At 71.5% G+C, this 16,870-nt stretch carries 19 protein-coding genes; 7 read left to right on the forward strand and 12 right to left on the reverse strand.

Annotation, left to right across the window (positions count from 1 at the left end):
- Positions 1 to 48 precede the first annotated feature (48 nt).
- The 3 genes from ACIQMJ_RS23230 (at position 49) to ACIQMJ_RS23240 (ending at position 3,152) form a co-directional block, all read left to right on the forward strand.
- Positions 49 to 1,536 (forward strand): DUF7782 domain-containing protein, encoded by a 1,488-nt coding sequence (locus ACIQMJ_RS23230; RefSeq protein WP_499763106.1) that lies wholly within the window; start codon positions 49 to 51, stop codon positions 1,534 to 1,536.
- Positions 1,533 to 1,958: a D-aminoacyl-tRNA deacylase gene (gene dtd / locus ACIQMJ_RS23235; protein ID WP_499763107.1), complete on the forward strand. Its 426-nt coding sequence runs from the start codon at positions 1,533 to 1,535 to the stop codon at positions 1,956 to 1,958. Before ACIQMJ_RS23230 ends, dtd begins: the two co-directional genes overlap by 4 nt.
- Before the next feature lie 201 nt (positions 1,959 to 2,159).
- Positions 2,160 to 3,152, forward strand: a complete 993-nt coding sequence (locus ACIQMJ_RS23240; protein ID WP_499763108.1) for a sigma-70 family RNA polymerase sigma factor — start codon at positions 2,160 to 2,162, stop codon at positions 3,150 to 3,152.
- A 184-nt stretch (positions 3,153 to 3,336) separates the two neighbouring features.
- On the opposite strand, the gene ACIQMJ_RS23245 is transcribed toward ACIQMJ_RS23240, so the two are convergent.
- Entirely contained in the window at positions 3,337 to 4,272 is a 936-nt protein-coding gene (locus ACIQMJ_RS23245) for a phosphotransferase family protein (protein WP_499763109.1), read from the reverse strand.
- Positions 4,273 to 4,375: 103 nt separating this feature from the next.
- Between ACIQMJ_RS23245 and ACIQMJ_RS23250 the strand changes: the two genes are divergently transcribed.
- A complete protein-coding gene (locus tag ACIQMJ_RS23250; RefSeq protein ID WP_499763607.1) occupies positions 4,376 to 6,034 on the forward strand; it encodes a fumarate hydratase in 1,659 nt (552 codons plus the stop codon).
- Positions 6,035 to 6,037: 3 nt separating this feature from the next.
- Here the strand turns inward: ACIQMJ_RS23250 and ACIQMJ_RS23255 are convergent, their stop codons facing one another.
- Entirely contained in the window at positions 6,038 to 6,226 is a 189-nt protein-coding gene (locus tag ACIQMJ_RS23255; protein ID WP_499763110.1) for a DUF397 domain-containing protein, read from the reverse strand.
- Positions 6,226 to 7,071 carry a helix-turn-helix domain-containing protein gene (locus ACIQMJ_RS23260; RefSeq protein ID WP_499763111.1) on the reverse strand — a complete coding sequence of 282 codons (846 nt, stop codon included), beginning with the start codon at positions 7,069 to 7,071 and terminating at the stop codon, positions 6,226 to 6,228. The genes ACIQMJ_RS23255 and ACIQMJ_RS23260 overlap by 1 nt, the downstream gene beginning before the upstream one ends.
- A 107-nt stretch (positions 7,072 to 7,178) precedes the next feature.
- Here ACIQMJ_RS23260 and ACIQMJ_RS23265 point away from each other — a divergent pair, with 107 nt between their 5' ends.
- Both ACIQMJ_RS23265 and ACIQMJ_RS23270 read left to right on the forward strand, forming a co-directional pair.
- On the forward strand, positions 7,179 to 7,436 hold the full coding sequence (locus ACIQMJ_RS23265; RefSeq protein WP_499763112.1) for a hypothetical protein: 258 nt from the start codon (positions 7,179 to 7,181) through the stop codon (positions 7,434 to 7,436).
- 56 nt (positions 7,437 to 7,492) lie between these two features.
- On the forward strand, positions 7,493 to 8,254 hold the full coding sequence (locus tag ACIQMJ_RS23270) for a class I SAM-dependent methyltransferase (protein ID WP_499763113.1): 762 nt from the start codon (positions 7,493 to 7,495) through the stop codon (positions 8,252 to 8,254).
- Here the strand turns inward: ACIQMJ_RS23270 and ACIQMJ_RS23275 are convergent.
- The 9 genes from ACIQMJ_RS23275 to ACIQMJ_RS23315 all read right to left on the reverse strand — a co-directional run bounded on the left by ACIQMJ_RS23275 (position 8,239) and on the right by ACIQMJ_RS23315 (position 15,635).
- On the reverse strand, positions 8,239 to 9,564 hold the full coding sequence (locus tag ACIQMJ_RS23275) for a jacalin-like lectin (protein ID WP_499763114.1): 1,326 nt from the start codon (positions 9,562 to 9,564) through the stop codon (positions 8,239 to 8,241). The genes ACIQMJ_RS23270 and ACIQMJ_RS23275 overlap by 16 nt on opposite strands.
- A 57-nt stretch (positions 9,565 to 9,621) precedes the next feature.
- Positions 9,622 to 9,990: a MerR family transcriptional regulator gene (locus ACIQMJ_RS23280; RefSeq protein ID WP_499763115.1), complete on the reverse strand. Its 369-nt coding sequence runs from the start codon at positions 9,988 to 9,990 to the stop codon at positions 9,622 to 9,624.
- Between the two features lie 21 nt (positions 9,991 to 10,011).
- Positions 10,012 to 10,725, reverse strand: coding sequence for an SDR family NAD(P)-dependent oxidoreductase (locus tag ACIQMJ_RS23285; protein ID WP_499763116.1), 714 nt, complete (start codon positions 10,723 to 10,725; stop codon positions 10,012 to 10,014).
- 35 nt (positions 10,726 to 10,760) lie between these two features.
- Positions 10,761 to 11,273 carry a hypothetical protein gene (locus ACIQMJ_RS23290; protein ID WP_499763117.1) on the reverse strand — a complete coding sequence of 171 codons (513 nt, stop codon included), beginning with the start codon at positions 11,271 to 11,273 and terminating at the stop codon, positions 10,761 to 10,763.
- Between the two features lie 85 nt (positions 11,274 to 11,358).
- Complete coding sequence (locus ACIQMJ_RS23295; protein ID WP_499763118.1) at positions 11,359 to 11,838, reverse strand: hypothetical protein; 480 nt, start codon at positions 11,836 to 11,838, stop codon at positions 11,359 to 11,361.
- 222 nt (positions 11,839 to 12,060) lie between these two features.
- A complete protein-coding gene (locus tag ACIQMJ_RS23300) occupies positions 12,061 to 13,203 on the reverse strand; it encodes a hypothetical protein (protein WP_499763119.1) in 1,143 nt (380 codons plus the stop codon).
- Complete coding sequence (locus ACIQMJ_RS23305) at positions 13,197 to 14,453, reverse strand: glucarate dehydratase family protein (protein ID WP_499763120.1); 1,257 nt, start codon at positions 14,451 to 14,453, stop codon at positions 13,197 to 13,199. Before ACIQMJ_RS23305 ends, ACIQMJ_RS23300 begins: the two co-directional genes overlap by 7 nt.
- Positions 14,450 to 15,352 (reverse strand): 5-dehydro-4-deoxyglucarate dehydratase, encoded by a 903-nt coding sequence (locus ACIQMJ_RS23310; protein WP_499763121.1) that lies wholly within the window; start codon positions 15,350 to 15,352, stop codon positions 14,450 to 14,452. The genes ACIQMJ_RS23305 and ACIQMJ_RS23310 overlap by 4 nt, the downstream gene beginning before the upstream one ends.
- Before the next feature lie 10 nt (positions 15,353 to 15,362).
- Positions 15,363 to 15,635, reverse strand: a complete 273-nt coding sequence (locus ACIQMJ_RS23315) for a hypothetical protein (RefSeq protein ID WP_499763122.1) — start codon at positions 15,633 to 15,635, stop codon at positions 15,363 to 15,365.
- A gap of 444 nt (positions 15,636 to 16,079) precedes the next feature.
- Between ACIQMJ_RS23315 and ACIQMJ_RS23320 the strand changes: the two genes are divergently transcribed.
- The gene (locus ACIQMJ_RS23320) at positions 16,080 to 16,862 is read left to right on the forward strand and encodes an IclR family transcriptional regulator (protein WP_073895339.1); all 783 of its coding nucleotides are present in this window, start codon (positions 16,080 to 16,082) and stop codon (positions 16,860 to 16,862) included.
- The last annotated feature ends 8 nt before the right edge of the window (positions 16,863 to 16,870 follow it).

Raw genomic sequence — 16,870 nt, forward strand, 5'->3', positions numbered from 1 at the left:
GGGTGGGCTGGTCGGGCGCGGGTGGGTGGGGCGCGAGACGATGACGGCGTGCTCCCTGATCTTTCCGCCGACCTGACCGCACGGCTGCGCGAGGCGTTCCGCGCCGCCGACTACGACGCGGACGGGGTGGTCGACGTGCTCGGGCCGCAGGCGCACGCCGCCCTCGGCCGCGGCGAGCCCGAGGCCGCCCGCCGGGCCACCCGCGACGCGGGCGCGCTCGGCACCCTGGTCCGCCTGTTCCTGCTCGGCGACACCGAGCCCGAGGCCGCCGTCCGCGCGGCCCTCCCGGACGTCGACCTGGACACCGCCGTCAAGGCCGAGGTGCTGCGCGGTGACGGCGACGGGCTGCGCGCCGGGCTGGACATCCGCCCCTACGGCGACGACGAGGGCTCCTGGTGGGTCATCGCCGACCAGGACGCCGACCAGCGCGGCGGCCCCGTGCCCGCCGACCACGTGCTCGGCGTCGGCCACGCCTCCATCAGCCTCGCCCGCGCCACGTCGCGCCGCCCGGTCGGCACCCTGCTCGACCTGGGCACCGGCTGCGGCGTCCAAGCCCTGCACGCGAGCAGGCACGCGGAGCGCATCACCGCCACCGACCTGTCCGACCGGGCGCTCGCCCTGGCGGCGGGCACGTTCCGGATCAACGAGGTGGACGTCGAGCTGCGCCAGGGCGAGTGGTTCGGCCCCCTGCGCGGCCGTCGGTTCGACCAGGTCGTGTGCAACCCGCCGTTCGTGGTGGGCCCGCCCCGGGTCGACTACGTCTACCGCGACTCCGGCCTGGGCGGCGACGACGCCAGCGCCCTGGTCGTGCGCCAGATGCCGGCGTTCCTCAACGAGGGCGGCGTCGGCCAGCTCCTGGCCTCCTGGCTGCACCGCAGGGGCGAGGACTGGGCCGACCGCGTGTCGTCCTGGCTGCCGCGCGGCGGCGTGGACGCCTGGTTCGTCCAGCGCGACGTCGCCGACCCCGCCCTCTACGTCGGCACGTGGCTGCGCGACGCGGGCGTGGACCCGCGCAGCGCCGAGGGCCGGGCCAAGGCCGCCGCCTGGCTGGACTGGTTCGCCGAGAACGACGTCGAGGGCATCGGCTTCGGCTTCGTCACGCTCCGCCGCACGGACGCCGAGCACGCCGAGGTGGTGTGCGAAGACCTGCGCCACGCCTTCGACGACCCGCTGGGTCCCGAGTCCGCCGCCTGGCTGGACCGGGTCGCCTGGCTGCGCGCCACCGACAACGACCGGTTGCTCGCCACCCGCTTCACCGTGCCGGAGACCGTGCTGCTGGAAGAGGTCTCCGCGCCGACCGACGAGGGCTGGGAGGCGGTCGTGCGCCGCCTGCACCGCGTCGACGGCCCCGGCTGGCAGCACGAGCTGGACGAGACCGCGGCGAAGCTGCTCGCGGGCTTCCGGGGCGCGCTGCCGCTGGCCGACCTCGTCACGCTGCTGGCCTACGCGCACGACCTGGACGCCGACGCGCTGGCCGCGGCGGCCCTCCCGATCGTCCGCGACCTCGTCCGGCACGGCATGGTGGTGCCCGCGTGAGAGCCGTTGTGGCACGCGTCACAGAGGCGTCGGTCACGGTGGACGACGAGGTGGTGGGCGAGATCGCCGAGCCGGGCCTGCTGGTCCTGCTCGGCATCCACGTCGACGACGACGTGGCCAAGGCGCACGTGATGGCGCGGAAGCTGCACGAGTTGCGCGTCCTGCGGGACGAGGAGTCGTGCGCCACGACCGGCGCGCCCCTGCTCGTGGTGAGTCAGTTCACGCTCTACGGCGACACGCGGAAGGGTCGGCGGCCGTCCTGGACGGCCGCCGCACGACCCGGGCACGCCGAGCCGTTGGTCGGGGAAGTGGTCTCGGAACTGCGCCGGAAGGGCGCCCGAGTACAAACCGGACGGTTCGGCGCGATGATGTCCGTGCGCAGTGCGAACGACGGTCCGTTCACCGTGTTGGTCGAACTCTAGATCGTTCTCAGGGAATCCTCAGGATTCGCGGCGCAACCGCTGTGACGGCAGTGACGTCTTCTGGTCATGGGAAGCGGGAACCATTTCGACCCGGTTCGCGTTTCCCCCAGTGACAGACACCGAAAGGTGGCCGCGCAGCGCAGCGCGGAGTGTGCGACACGACCGCACTGCCAGCCCGCGACACAAGGGGGAGGGAGCGCCATGACCGTCCCGAAGCTCCTCGACCGTCAGGTCGGGAACGAGACGACCAGCACGAGCGCCGAGTTGGACCTCGACGCCCAGGGACCGGCCGCGGACCTGGTTCGGGTCTACCTGAACGGGATCGGCAAGACAGCGCTGCTGACCGCGGCGGACGAGGTGGAGCTCGCCAAGCGGATCGAGGCGGGCGTCTTCGCGCAGCACAAGCTCGAGACCCACCCGGAGCTGCCGGAGGAGCGCCAACGCGAACTCCGCGCGTTGATCCGGGATGGGCACGTGGCAAAGAACCACCTTCTCGAAGCGAATCTGCGGTTGGTCGTTTCGCTGGCGAAGCGATACACCGGTCGCGGAATGCCGCTGCTCGATCTGATCCAGGAGGGGAACCTGGGTCTGATCCGCGCGGTGGAGAAGTTCGACTACACCAAGGGCTTCAAGTTCTCGACCTACGCGACCTGGTGGATCCGCCAGGCGATCACGCGGGGAATGGCCGACCAGGGTCGCACGATCCGGCTGCCCGTCCACCTCGTGGAGCAGGTCAACAAGCTCGCCCGGATCAAGCGCGACCTGCACCAGCAGCTCGGCCGCGAGGCGACCAACGAGGAGTTGGCCAAGGAGTCGGGCCTGACCCCGGAGAAGGTCGTCGACCTGCTCGACCACGCGCGCGACCCGGTGAGCCTGGACATGCCGGTCGGCACCGAGGAGGACGCCCCGCTGGGCGACTTCATCGAGGACTCCGACGCCACCGACGCGGAGAGCGCGGTCATCTCCGGCCTGCTCCAGGACGACCTGCGCCGGGTGCTGGCCACGCTGGACCCGCGCGAGCAGGCGGTGATCCGGCTGCGCTACGGCCTGGAGGACGGCCAGCCGCGCACCCTGGACCAGATCGGCAAGCAGTTCGGCCTGTCGCGGGAGCGGGTGCGGCAGATCGAGCGCGAGGTCATGTCGAAGCTGCGCCAGGGCGAGCGGGCGGCCAAGCTGCGGGCCTACGCCAGCTGAGCTGACGCGATACAGCGTCCACCCAGCGGGAAGTCACCGCTGCGCGGGATTGACTTGTGACGCCAGTCACGGCACGGTCGTGCGTTACACGAGCCAAGCGACACCTCCGCCCCATCACGCGGAGGTCGTCGCACGCCGAGGAAGGTCGGGGCGGTCGGGGGCCGGCCCGGCCTTCCGCATTCGGTCAGAGCCCCAGGTACTCCGCGAGCTTCTCGCGGAAGAACCGCACGTGCGCTTCGCGCTCCTCGCCCGCGTACCCGCGCGGCACGCCCTCCACGATCATCACGAGGCACAGGTACGCGCGGTACAGCGCGATCCGGGTCTGTTCGGCCGCGCTGAACGCCGGCACGCCGTACCCGGCCTTGAAGTCGTCGTCCAGGTCGGCGAACAGCGCCACGGTCGCGATCTCGGCCAGCGGGTCGCCGAACATCGCCCGTTCCGGGTCGATGATCCCCTCGATCCGGTACTGTCCGTCCGGGCCGCCGGCGAGGAAGATGTTCGCCTCCCACAGGTCGAAGTGCACCAGCACCGGGTCGGTCACCTCGTCCAGCAGGTGCGCGCGGGCCTCGAACGCCGGCCGCACGTCGGGCAGCTCCACGCCGAACCGGTCCGCGTCGGCCAGCACCGCGTCCACCATCGCCGTGAACGCCCCGCGCCACGTCGCCCCGTTCGGTCCCTGCACGTAACCGAACACGTCACCGGTGATCCGGTGCAGGTCGCGGACGATCACGCCCAGCTCGCGGCGCAACGCACCGTGCTCGGCGTCGGTCAGCCGGGGGCGCGCCGACGACCACGGCTCACCGTGCAGCGCCGTCATCATCAGCAAGCCGTCCTCGTGCAGCAGCAACCGCGGCACGGGCAGGCCGTGCGCCACCATCAGCTCGAACGCCAATGCCTCCGTGCGCATCAAGTCACGCTCGTGGGTGAGCAGCGGCACGTCCGGCGGCGGCGCGACCTTCAGCACGGTCTCGCGACCGTCCGCCGCCGTCAGCCGGTAGGCGGTGTTGAACATGCCCTCGGTCAGCTCGACGTGCGCGGCGAGCGGCACTCCGAGGACGCGGCGGACCAGGGCGTCGAGTTCGGCTTCGGGGAGCCGGCGCTTGGTGAGGCTGTCGACCACGACGCGAATCACACCACGCCCGGCGGGACCTGACGCCGGTGTCGGTATAAGTTCGGCGGAACCCGAAGCGCGCAAGGGAGCCCGCGACGTGACCTCGTCGAACCTGTTGGGACCGACGTTCCAGTACACCGACGTCCTGCCGCTGGCCAAGGACAACCACACCGAGTACCGGCTCGTGACGCCGGACGGCGTGTCGGTCGTCGAGGCCGCCGGACGGACGTTCCTCCAGGTGGAGCCGGCGGCGCTGACGCTGCTGGCCAAGGAGGCGATCCGGGACATCCAGCACCTGCTGCGCCCCTCGCACCTGGCCCAGCTGCGCGCGATCGTGGACGACCCCGAGGCCAGCGGCAACGACCGGTTCGTCGCGATGGACCTGCTGCGCAACGCGTGCATCTCCGCCGGCGGCGTGCTGCCCATGTGCCAGGACACCGGCACGGCCATCGTGATGGGCAAGCGCACCGAGTCCGTGCTGACCGGCGGCACCGACGAGGAGGCGTTGTCGCGCGGCATCTTCGAGGCTTACCAGGAGCTGAACCTCCGGTACTCGCAGATGGCCCCGGTCACGTTCTGGGACGAGAAGAACACCGGCACCAACCTGCCCGCGCAGATCGAGCTGTTCACCGCGCCGGGCGTGGAGCCGAAGTACGAGTTCCTGTTCATGGCCAAGGGCGGCGGCTCCGCCAACAAGACGTTCCTGTACCAGGAGACCAAGGCGCTGCTGAACCCCTCGCGGCTGGCCAAGTTCCTGGACGAGAAGCTGCGCTCGCTCGGCACGGCCGCGTGCCCGCCCTACCACCTGGCCGTGGTCGTCGGCGGCCTGTCGGCCGAGCAGAACCTGAAGGTCGCCAAGCTCGCCTCCGCCCGCTACCTCGACGGCCTGCCCACCGAGGGCTCGGCCGCGGGACACGCGTTCCGGGACGTCGACCTGGAGCAGCAGGTGCTGGAGCTGACCCGCAACTTCGGCATCGGCGCGCAGTTCGGCGGCAAGTACTTCTGCCACGACGTGCGCGTGATCCGGCTGCCCCGGCACGGCGCGTCCTGCCCGGTCGGCATCGCGGTGTCCTGCTCGGCGGACCGGCAGGCCAAGGCGAAGATCACCCCCGAGGGCATCTTCCTGGAGCAGCTGGAACGCGACCCGGCGCACTTCCTGCCCGACGTGACCGGCGAGGACCTGCCCGACGAGGTCGTGAAGATCGACCTGACCCGACCGATGGCCGAGATCCGCGCGACGCTGTCGGCGCTGCCGGTGAAGACGCGCGTGTCGCTGACCGGGCCGCTGGTGGTGGCGCGCGACATCGCGCACGCCAAGATCAAGGAGCGGCTGGACGCGGGCGAGCCCATGCCGCAGTACCTCAAGGACCACCCGGTGTACTACGCCGGTCCGGCCAAGACGCCCGAGGGCTACGCCTCCGGGTCGTTCGGGCCGACGACGGCCGGCCGGATGGACTCCTACGTGGAGCAGTTCCAGGCGGCCGGCGGGTCGCTGGTGATGCTGGCCAAGGGCAACCGGTCCAAGCAGGTGACGTCCGCGTGCGCCACGCACGGCGGGTTCTACCTGGGCTCGATCGGCGGCCCCGCGGCCCGGCTGGCCCAGGACTGCATCCGCAAGGTCGAGGTGCTGGAGTACCCCGAGCTGGGCATGGAAGCGGTCTGGAAGATCGAGGTGGAGGACTTCCCGGCGTTCGTCGTGGTGGACGACAAGGGCAACGACTTCTTCGCCGAGACCTCCGCCCCGACCCTCCAGATCTCGTTCCGGAAGTAAGCCCTACAGGTCGAACACGCCGAGCTTGGCGCCGCGCGTGAAGAAGTCCCACTCGCTGAAGGTGAAGCGCTGTGGGACTTCTTCAGGCCGGTTGCTGTTGCGGACGAGCACCTCGTCGTCCGTGCGCATGACCTCGACGCAGTTCGAGCCGGTACCGCTGAACTTCGTCCACTCGTGCGGCTTCAGGGCCATCAGGTCTCCTTCACGATCCGGGTCAGCAGTTCGCGGCTTTCCTCTGTCCCCAACGCCTTCGCACGGGTGTGGTCGAACAGCTCGGCGATCTTCTCCACCTGCTTGACCCCGTCGATGAAGTTGTCCCCGAACGGGACGTCGACGCTGGCCAGCGACGGCATCCCGACGGGCAGCCGGAACAAGGTCAGCGTAGTGCCGCTCAACGCGTGCGCCCCGGCTCCCTGCGGCATCACCTGCACCACGACGTTCTCCCGCTCGGTCATGGTCAAAATGTGCTCGACCTGCTCGCGCATGACCTCCCGACCACCGACGTTGGCCCGCAGCGCGGGTTCGGCGATGACGGCCCACAGCTTGAGCGGCGGCTCGCGGTCGGTCAGCAGCGCCCGTCGTTCCAGGCGCAGTTGCAGGTGCTTCTCCAGCACCTCGCCGCCCACCCCGCTGCCGACCATGAGCGCCCGCGCGTAGTACTCGGTCTGGAGCACCGCCGGGACGAGTTCGAACGAGGAGTACAGGGCGTCGGTCGCGATGGCCTCGACGTCCAGGATGCGGCGCAGCCAGGGCGGGATCGGGCCGCCGATCTTGCTCTTGGGCCGGCGGCGGTGCGCTTCGGAGTTGAGCGCGAACAGGTCCTCCCGGGTCTCGTCGTCGGCGCCGTAGAGGTCGAGCAGCTTCTCCAGCTCGGCCTGCTTGATGCCGCTGATGGCGTTCTCGATGTTGCTGACCTTGGTCAGCGTGCAGTGCAGCACTTCGCCCACGCGTTCCCGGGGCACGCCTGCCTCTTCGCGCATGCGGCGCAGCGTGGTGCCGATCTGGATGCGGGCGGCACTGCGGTGTGGGCTGGTCATCGCTCTCCTCGATCATCACCCGATCGGGACTTGTGCACATCGTGTACGTACGAGATAGTCGTCCCGAATTCGGAGAGTATACAACCAGGTGCGGGGAGTGAGTGGCGATGGGGTCGCGTTTCTACCAGGTGAGCTTGATCGAGTCGTCCGGGAGCGGCGTGTCGCTCTTCCGGCAGATCACCCGCGAGCCCGCGGACGGGACGGAGGACCTGCACGCGTGGATGGTGCGGACGTTGCTTGCCCACCGGTGCGACCTGGGGCTCTACGTCGGTGAGACGGGGGTGATCGTGGCGGACGAGGACCAGGTGGACGCCGACCTGTGGCTGGCGTGGGACGGGGTGGCGGCCTTCGCGACCGCCGAGTGACGGGCTCGCGGGGTAAAGCGGTCGCACGTTCCGGGCCGCTGTAGCACCTTGGCCGCATGACGTTCGACGAGTTGGTGGCCGAGGGCGCGGCCGTGCCGGTGGAGGGGTGGGACTTCTCCTGGTTCGAGGGCCGGGCGACGGAGGGGCGGCCGTCGTGGGGCTACTCGAAGCTCATGGCCGCCCGCATGGCCCGGGCCGAGGCGGCGCTCGACATCCAGACCGGCGGCGGTGAGGTGCTGGCGGAGATCCCGCAGGCGCCGCCCGTGCTGGCGGCGACCGAGTCGTGGCGGCCGAACCTGGAGATCGCCCGCCGCACCCTCGCTCCCCTGGGCGCGCGGGTGGTGCACGCCGAGGACGACGGGCCGCTGCCGTTCCCGGACGCGTCGTTCGACCTGGTGGTGAGCAGGCACCCGGTCGTGACGCGGTGGGACGAGGTCGGCCGGGTGCTGCGGCCGGGCGGCACGTACCTGTCGCAGCAGGTCGGCATGGGGACGTTGCGGGAGATCACCGACTTCATGATGGGTCCGCAGCCCGTCAGCGACGAGCGCAGCACCGAGCGGGCGGTGGCCGGGCTGGAAGCGGCCGGGCTGACGGTCGTGGACCTGCGGTCGGAGTCGTTGCGGGTGGAGTTCTTCGACGTCGGCGCGGTCGTGCACTTCCTGCGCAAGGTGGTGTGGGCGGTGCCCGACTTCACCGTCGAGACCTACCGGGAGCGGTTGGTCGCGATGCACGAGCACATCGGGAGGGAGGGGTCGTTCGTCACGAGTTCGGAGCGGTTCCTGGTCGAGGCGCGCAAGGACGGTCAGCCGCGGGTGTAGATCACCCCGAGCTTGTCGACCTCGCTGCCGGCCCGGCCTGTGAAGCCCGCGATGTGCCAGCCGGCGGGTGCGGTGAACGTGACCGCGTCGCTGGTCGGCGTGCCCGCGGCGACGGTCCGGCCGAGGTCGGTCGTGATGCGGACGGAGAAGATACGGGTGCGGCCGTCGCGTTGCCCCTGGGTGAGCGTGGCTGCGGTCAGGTGCTCGCCGGGTTGGAGGGTGAGCGTCGTCGGGGTGCCGCCGGTGCCTCCGTGGGTGCGGGCGGTGCCGTCGGCGAGCGTGATCCCGACGCGGTCGAGCCGTGCGCCTCCGCCGAGGGTCAGCGAGCGGACCGTCGTGCCGGGGTGGACGGTGTCGACGTCGGTGAACGGGGTGCCGTGCGGGCCGCCGAACGGGTCGCTCAGACGCAGGTGGTCGGCGAGCCGCCAGGTGAAGCCGACGGCGTGCGGGTAGTGGTCGGACAGCGGTTCGCCGTCGGCGTCGAGGAACGCCGCGTGGTCGTTGCGGTAGGTGGTGGCGGTGAGGTCGATGAACCCGTTGTCGCGGTAGAGGACCTTGTCCACGACTTCGCACGAACTGGTGACGTTCTGCGGGTCGCAGACGAGCGCCGGTGCGCCGGCGGCCGGTTCGACACCGCCCCGGACCAGCTCGACCCAGGCGTCGGTGAGGCCGTTCGGGTGGACCAGGTCGCGGATGTTGTCGCCCGTCCGGGTGTAGCGGGTGTTGGTGTCGCCCATGATGATCACCGCGTTGCCGGCCGAGTTCCGCGTGACGTACTGGGACAGCTGGGTGATGTTGGCGCGGCGCGCGGCGAGGTCGGCGTCCGTGCTGCCGGCGTTGGCGTGCACGTTGTAGAGGTCGACGTACACGCCCTCGGTCAGGCGGAGGCGGGCGAACGAGAAGCCCTTGGGGGTCAGGCAGTCCGTGCCGTTGCACCTGTCCCACTTCACGCGCGTGAAGTCGGTGTACGGGTAGGCGGAGAGGGTGTTGAGGCCGTCGCCGAACGGCACTCCCCCGCTGGTCGGCGTGCGGTGCGGGTGGTTGTCGGCGGCGTAGAGGGCGGCGTGGTAGTTGAAGTCCTCCTGGACGTTCACCACGGCGTAGTCGCGGATCCGCGCGCCGATGAGCGGGGTGTTCTCCGCCGGGTTGGAGCCGGACAGCGGTTCGGGGAGGCCGGCGACGTTGTAGGTCAGCACCGAGAACTGGCCGGTGGACTGGCCGGTGACGTCGGCGGACGCGGACGTGGTCAGCGCGGTGGCGGCCGACGCGGCGAGCACGACGGCGAGCAGCAGGCCGAGAGGTCGTCTCACGTCACCGGAGTCTGGTGGTCCGGTCGGGCCGGCCGGAACCGCTGACGCGAAACTTTCTCAGGTGTTCACCCGGTCGGACGCCCGTGCCCGCCGCACGCCCGCCGCGAGGTGGTCGCGCACCTCGGTCAGCGCCCGGATCCGGTCGTCCAGCACGGCGAGGCGGCGTTCGGCGACGGCGACCAGCTCCGGCGCGGGCTCGGCGTTCGCCACGTCACCGTCGAGGCAGTGCCGGAAGTGGGCGACGTCCTCCAGCGTGAGGCCGTGGTCGAGCAGGTAGCGGATCGAGCGCACGCGGGCCACCGCGCCGGGGCCGTACCGCCGGTAGCCGTTGGGCGCGCGGTCGGAGTCGAGCAGGCCCTGCTCCTCGTAGAACCGCAGCGCCCGCGTCGAAGTGTGGGTGGCCTGCGCCAACTCGCCGATCCGCACCCGTCGAACCTGGTGCGCGGCTCAGCCGACCAGCGCGCCGCCGTCCACGGGCAGCACCACGCCGGTCGTGTACGCGGCTTCCGGGCGGGCGAGCTGGACCACCCAGAACGCGATCTCGTCCGGCTGCCCGACCCGGCGCAGCGGCACGTGCGCGACCAGGGTTTCGCGCAGGGCCGCGGCTTCCTCGGGGCTGCGGTCCGGTTGCTCGTGCATGGGCGTCGCGATCGGGCCCGGCGCGACGGCCACCACCCGCACGCCGTGCGGCGCGTACTGCACGGCCCAGCTTCGGGTCAGGCTCTCCAGCGCCGACTTCAGCGCCGCGTACAGCTCGCCGCCGGGCAGTGGCCAGCCGCGCAGACCGATGGCCGTGCTGACGTTCACCACGACGCCGCGGGTGGTTTTGAGGTGCGGCAACGCGGCTTCGACCAGGCGGATCGGGGCGTACAGGTTCGTTTCGAGCATCGCGTCGCCGGACCGGACGGCGGCGTTGTTGACCAGCACGTCGATCCGGCCGAACGCGGCCACGGCGGCGTCGACCACCCGTTCCGCCTCGGTGACGTCGGCGGTGAAGGTGTGGACGCCGGGGTGGTCGGCGGCGGTCTCGTCGAGCGTGGCGGCGGTGCGGCCGACGGCGAGCACGGACGCGCCCCGCGCGGCGAACGCGCGTGCCGTGGCGCGGCCGATCCCCGTGCCGGCACCCGTCACGACCACCGCTTTTCCGGTGAAGATCGTCATGGGGCCGACCGTAGGGCTTGACGTCCGCGTGAAGGTCAAGCCGTCTCTTGGCGGGTCTCCAGGACGATCCGGCGGGAGCCGAGGGGCGCGTCGAGCGTGACGTCGAGCGGCACGTGGCGGATGTCGGCGGTGCACGCGGCGGCCGGGTACGTGGTGGTGACCAGCGTGATCATCACCTGGTCGCCGGACTGGGCCGTGACCTCGGCGCGCACGCGGTCGCAGCCGCCCTCTTCGCCCGTGATGCGGACCGTGCGGGCGTCGGCCGACGTCCACACCGGTTCCTGGTGGCCGAGCGCGCCGCTGTCGACCTGCGCCGACGGCACCTCGGTCTCGCCACCCGCCAGCGGTGCGGCGCTCGTCTGGGGTGGCGGGGGCACGAGCTGGGGCTCGCTTGAGGATGACAACGTTGTCGGGGCAGCCGAGGACCCGGTCGTCGCGGTGGTCGAGGACGACTGGCTGCTGCCGAACGGGGCGTTGGCGGTGGTGCTCGTGCAGCCCGCCAGCGCGACGAGGGCCAGGACGGCGGCGGCGACGTGGACGTGTCTCATAGCTTGAGGACGGTAGTCGCCGCCGTGGAGGTTGCAAGGGCGGTGCCCGGCCGACCGGGGGCAGGCCGACCGGGCACCCGAGGGGTTACTTCTGGTCCTGCCGGGTGCTCAGGACGACCTGGCGGTCGCCGAGCGGCGCGTCGAGCTTCGCGGTCAGCGGCGGGTAGCGGATGTCCATCGTGCAGACCGGCTGGTCCAGCGGCGTGGTCTCGACCAGCACCACCTTCACCACCTGGGCGTTCTGCTCGGCGATCTCGACGCTCGCCTTGCCGCAGCCGGCTTCCTGGGCGATGACGCCGAGCACGCTGCCGTCGCCCTCGGTCCAGGTGGTGGTGGGGTTGCCCTCGGGGACGCTGCTCGCGTCGATCCGTTCCTTGGGCACTTCCTTGCCGCCCGGCGGCACGGGGCTCTCGAACTCCGGCTCCTCGACGCTGGGCGAGGTCGGTTCGGCCGACGTGGTCAGCGTCGGTCCGCTGTTGCCCGGACCGACGGGCGTGGACGTTGCGCAGGCGGCGAGCACGACCAGCAGCACACCCGCGCCGATCGCGGTTCCAAGGCTTCTCATGTCCCAAGGACGGACCGACCCCACCCCCGGGTTGCCGCCCCTTCTTCACAGTTACCCAATCCAGTGAACCCGAGAGTCCTACGTTCAACGCGCGAGAGTCCTACGTTCAGGCACCCCGAGTTCAACGCTCGGACCGACCGCGCGGTATGCCGAGTGTTGAACTCAGGGGTTCTGAACGTAGGACTCTCGCGACGTGAACGTAGGACTCTCGCGGTTGGGGGGTTAGCGGAGGGCGTTGGTGAGGCCGGTGATGGCGTGGCGGAGGGCGTCGAGGCGCGCCGGTGAGGCGAGGCCCGCGTGGTACAGGTGGAACTCCTGGACGCCGGCCTCCGCGTAGGCCAGCCACTCCTTCAGCAGCTCGTCGCCGTCGGCCGGCTTCGGCGGCAGGGCCAGCACGTAGGCCGCCGTGCGCACGTCGGCCTCCGCGCGCAGGGCCCGGATCGCCGGCAACGACGCGTCCACGCCCGGCCAGCACGTCACGGTCAGCACGTCGACGTCGGCGTCGACGCCCCCGGCCACCGTGGCGAACGGCCCGGTGCCCCACGGGTCGGCCGTCGCGTGCGCGGCGATGCGCGTGGACGGCGAAGTCGACCGGATCAGGCCGACGAGGTCACGCCGGAGCGACCGGGACAGGTCCGTGCGCACCGAGCGCACGCTGTCAGCCTGCGCGCCCAGAGCCTCCTCCACGCTGCCGACACCGTTGTCGACCCCCGCGCGCACCAGCGCCCGCAACCCCTCCGGGTCGTCGTAACGCCGCACGCACCCCCCGCAGAAGCACAACGACAGCAGCTTCTGCTGCACCGCCGACCAGTCCGCGCCGTCGGTCTTCTCGTGGTGACCGCCGTGGAAGAACCCGAGCGGCCCGCACGCCTCCAGCACGATCCCGTCCGGCCGCCCGAGCGCGAGCACCTCGGACACCAGCGTCCGCGCGTACTCCACCACGTCCTCGTTCGACGGGCACAACGCGTACGGGTACAAGTCCCCGAAAGCGTTGCGTACCGCCACGTCCGGGTGAGCATCGCCCAGCCGGCTGCTGTGCGTCAGCACGGTCCACGCGTACACCGGCAGCCCGGCCGCCCTCAGAGCGTCCGAAGCCTCCGTGTACGAGTCCGCGCTGCCCATCCACGACGGCTCGGCGGGCACCAACCGCTTGCCCCGCCAAGCCTCTTCCCGCACCGGCAGGTAGAACGCCGCGTGCCGCGCGTCCACCATCCGGTGCGACGGGTGGAACGGCGTCGCGGCCCGCACCGTGTGGTACGACGCGGCCAGCGCGACCGCGTCCACCCCCAACGACGCGATCCGGTCGACGGCGGCCGGGTCGCCGACGACATCCCAGGGGTAAACGTGCGCAACGGTGGTCACCACCGGGGGCGCTTCCTCTCGTAGGACGGGTCGTGCTTCTGCATGTAACCGGTGTCGTCGCGCTGCACGAGGCCGCACGTCCGGTAGTTCTCCGCGAGCCGCGCCAGCGCGTCCCGGTCCAGCTCGACGCCCAGACCGGGCGCGGTCGGCACCGGCACCGCCCCGTCCACGAACGTGAACGGCGTGGTGATCACGTCGTCCGCGGAGTTCCACGGGTAGTGCGTGTCGCACGCGTAGTTCAGGTTCGGCGTGGACGCGGCCAGGTGCGTCATCGCGGCCAGGCTGATGCCCAGGTGCGAGTTGGAGTGCATGGACAGGCCGATGCCGAACGTCCGGCAGATCCCGGCCAGCTCCTTGGACCGCGACAGCCCGCCCCAGTAGTGGTGGTCGGACAGGATGACCTGCACCGCGTCGACCTCGACCGACCGGGCGATGTGCTCGAACGCGATCACGCACATGTTCGTCGCCAGCGGCATCGGCGCGCGTGCCGCGACCTCCGCCATCCCGTCGATGCCCGGTGCCGGGTCCTCCAGGTACTCGACCACGCCGTCGAGCTCCTCGGCGACCTTCAGCGACGTCTCGGGCGTCCACGCCGCGTTGGGGTCCAGCCGCAGCGGGTGGTCGGGGAACGCCTGGCGCAGCGCGTGGATCGCCTCGATCTCCTGCTCGGGCGGGTACACGCCGCCCTTGAGCTTGATCGAGCCGAACCCGTGCCGCTCGACCAGCATCCGGGCCTGCTCCACGATGCCCGCCGGGTCCAGCGCCTCGCCGAACTCGTCCGGCTCCGCGCCGGGGTGCCCGGCCCACTTGTAGAACAGGTACGCGCTGTACGGCACGGCGTCGCGCACCGCGCCGCCGAGCAGGTCGCTGACCGGGCGGCCGAGCGCCTTGCCGCGGATGTCCCAGCACGCCACCTCGAACGGCGAGAACACCCGGTCCACAGTGGACTCGACGGTGAGCGGCCCGGTCAGCCCGTGCCGGTCGGAGCCGGCCTCGCCGCCCAGCGCCGCCGCGATCCGCGAGTGCATCTCGTTCAGCGCGTGCACGTCCAGGCCCACCAGCGCGGGCGCGGCCGTGCGCATGCGGTTGAGGTGGCCGATGTCGCCGTAGCTCTCGCCGAGCCCGGAGATCCCCTCGTCGGTGTGCACCTCCACGATGGTGCGCAGCGCCCAGGGCTCGTGCACGCCCACCGAGTTCAGCAGCGGCGGGTCGCGGAACGCGACCGGGGTGATGACGATGTCGGTGATCCTCATGCGGACAGGCTCCGACCCGCCGCGACGATCTTCTCCAGCTCCGCCGTGTGCTCGGGCGTCGGGTCGAGCAGCGGCGCGCGGACGCCGCCGACGTCGAGCCCGGTGGCCCGCACGGCCGCCTTCACCAGTGACACCGCGTAGCCGGGCACCTTGTCGCGCAACTCGACCAGCGGCTTGTAGAACTCCAGCAGGTACCGGTTGACCAGCGCGTCGTCACCGTTGCGCACGGCGTGGTAGAAGCCGAGCGAGATCTCCGGCGCGAAGCAGAACACGGCCGACGAGTACAGGTCCACGCCGATGCCCCGGTACGCGGGCACGGTCAGCTCCGCGGTCGGCAGGCCGTTGAAGAACTGGAACGGCTTCTCCACCGACGACCGCACCGCGAGCACGATGCGGTGCAGCTGGTCGAGGTCGCCGAGCCCGTCCTTGAACCCGACCACGGTCGGCAGCGACGCGACCTCCACCGCCGTCTCCGGCGTGAACACCGCGTTGTTGCGCTGGTAGACGATCAGCGCGAGGTCCGACGCGGCTGCCACCTCCGTCACGTACCGCACCAGCCCCTTGGCGGGATTGGTCACCAGGTACGGCGGCAGCAGCAGCAAGCCGTCCGCGCCCGCCCCCTCGACGGCCTCGGCGATCCGCTTGGCCGTCGGCAGCGGGCCGCCGACGCCCGCGAACACCGGCACCCGCCCGGCCGTGGCCTCGACCGCGACGGCCACCGCCCGCTCGACCTCCGACGGCTCCAACGCGTGGAACTCGCCGGTGCCGCAGGCGACGAACACGCCGCCCGCGCCCGCCGCCACCCCGCGTTCGACGTGCTCGGCCAGCACGTCCTCCGCGAGCGCGCCGTCCGCGTCGAACGGCGTCACCGGGAAGAACAGCACCCCATCCAGTTGCATACCCAGACCTTCATCCCTTGATCGCTCCGGTGGTGATCCCACGCAGGAAGGACTTTTGCGTTTCCTCGCGCGGCAGCGCACAGGCGGCGAGCGCACTGACGGCGAGGTGGAGCAGCAGGGGCACATCGGCGCTGATGAGCGAGTCCCCGCCGACGTGGCAGTGGTTCGGGTGCGGTTCCGTGGGGCGGCCCCGACGTCGGGGCCGCCCCACGGGGTGGGTCGCGACGGCACCGCCGCCACTGGCCGTCGCCCCCACGTCTCGGGTGGTGTCGATCGGTGTCACCGGGTCACCCTGGGCGACTGCGCGGCCCGCGTCCAGGTTTTGCGCAACCCCGGTCGCGGGCGGGCGTTCACCGGTTCGGCGGAGGCCACCGCGGTGACGGGGTCTGCCGCGGCGCGGAGCCGCGCGCCGGGAAACTGGGTCCGGGGTGTCGGGTGACCTCGTCGTGCGGCACGTCCGGCCCACGGGCGGCGCGTGGCGGTGCGCCGCCGTTCCCGCTGACACGTCCCCGCAGGTCGGGTGCGTGCCAGGACCCGCGGCGGTGACCACCGCGAGGGCCGTGGCGCACCGGCGGGTGGGTGTCATGGACGGCGACTCCTGTTCGCGACGGCGAAGTTCATGTATATGAATCGCGGTCGTACTTGTGAACGTGTTGGGCGGACTGTAAGAATCGGCGCAGCGACGTGTCAAGAGCGTGTTGCCGGAACGTTTCCCGTGGAGGACTTGGTGACTGGACCCGCGTCACCCGCTCGGCCGAACGCGGTCAAGTCGGCCGATCGGACTGTGGAACTGCTCGAAGTGCTGTCGGCGTCGGACCGCCCGCTGACCCTGACCGAACTGCACCGCGAGCTGAGCTACCCGAAGTCGAGCCTCTACATGCTCTTGCAGACGCTCGTCGCCCGGGGCTGGGTGGAGCTCGACCCCACCCGCGGCACGTACGGCATCGGCGTGCGCGCCCTGCTCGTCGGCACGTCCTACCTCGACCACGACCCGGTGGTGCAGGTCGCCATCCGGGTGATGGAGCAGGTGCGCCGCGAGATCAACGAGACCGTCCACCTGGCCCGCCTCGACGGCGCGGACGTCGTCTACCTCGCCAGCCGCGAGTCCGAGCACCACCTGCGCGTGGTGTCCCGCGTCGGCCGGCGGCTGCCCGCGCACTCCACGTCGCTGGGCAAGGCGCTGCTCGCCGCCCGCACGCCCGCCGAGGTCGACGCGATCCTGCCCGCCCGGCTGACGCCGTTGACGCCGAACACCATCATCGAACGCCCGGCGCTGCACGCGCAGCTCGCGGGGTTCCGCGCCGTCGGGTACGCGCACGAGCGCGAGGAGAACACGCCCGGCCTGGGCTGCTTCGCCGTCGCCCTGCCCTACCGCAACCCCGTGCTCGACGCGATGAGCTGCTCCGTGCCGCTGGGCCGGCTGGACCCCGACCACGAGCGCCAGGTCGTCGAAGCGCTGCTGCACGCCGCCCGCACGATCACCGAACTGCTGCGCCAGTTCGGCCGCTGATTCCGTTT

This window comes from Actinosynnema sp. NPDC091369 (genome assembly GCF_044757065.1).
Classification (GTDB): Bacteria; Actinomycetota; Actinomycetes; order Mycobacteriales; family Pseudonocardiaceae; genus Actinosynnema.

Excerpts from the sequence above, each read along its gene's own strand:
- ACIQMJ_RS23240 (WP_499763108.1), top strand. The coding sequence starts at position 2,160 with ATGACCGTCCCGAAGCTCCTCGACCGTCAGGTCGGGAACGAGACGACC.
- ACIQMJ_RS23255 (WP_499763110.1), bottom strand. The coding sequence starts at position 6,226 with ATGGCCCTGAAGCCGCACGAGTGGACGAAGTTCAGCGGTACCGGCTCG.
- ACIQMJ_RS23260 (WP_499763111.1), bottom strand. The coding sequence starts at position 7,071 with ATGACCAGCCCACACCGCAGTGCCGCCCGCATCCAGATCGGCACCACG.
- ACIQMJ_RS23265 (WP_499763112.1), top strand. The coding sequence starts at position 7,179 with ATGGGGTCGCGTTTCTACCAGGTGAGCTTGATCGAGTCGTCCGGGAGC.
- ACIQMJ_RS23270 (WP_499763113.1), top strand. The coding sequence starts at position 7,493 with ATGACGTTCGACGAGTTGGTGGCCGAGGGCGCGGCCGTGCCGGTGGAG.
- ACIQMJ_RS23285 (WP_499763116.1), bottom strand. The coding sequence starts at position 10,725 with ATGACGATCTTCACCGGAAAAGCGGTGGTCGTGACGGGTGCCGGCACG.
- ACIQMJ_RS23290 (WP_499763117.1), bottom strand. The coding sequence starts at position 11,273 with ATGAGACACGTCCACGTCGCCGCCGCCGTCCTGGCCCTCGTCGCGCTG.
- ACIQMJ_RS23295 (WP_499763118.1), bottom strand. The coding sequence starts at position 11,838 with ATGAGAAGCCTTGGAACCGCGATCGGCGCGGGTGTGCTGCTGGTCGTG.
- ACIQMJ_RS23305 (WP_499763120.1), bottom strand. The coding sequence starts at position 14,453 with ATGAGGATCACCGACATCGTCATCACCCCGGTCGCGTTCCGCGACCCG.
- ACIQMJ_RS23310 (WP_499763121.1), bottom strand. The coding sequence starts at position 15,352 with ATGCAACTGGATGGGGTGCTGTTCTTCCCGGTGACGCCGTTCGACGCG.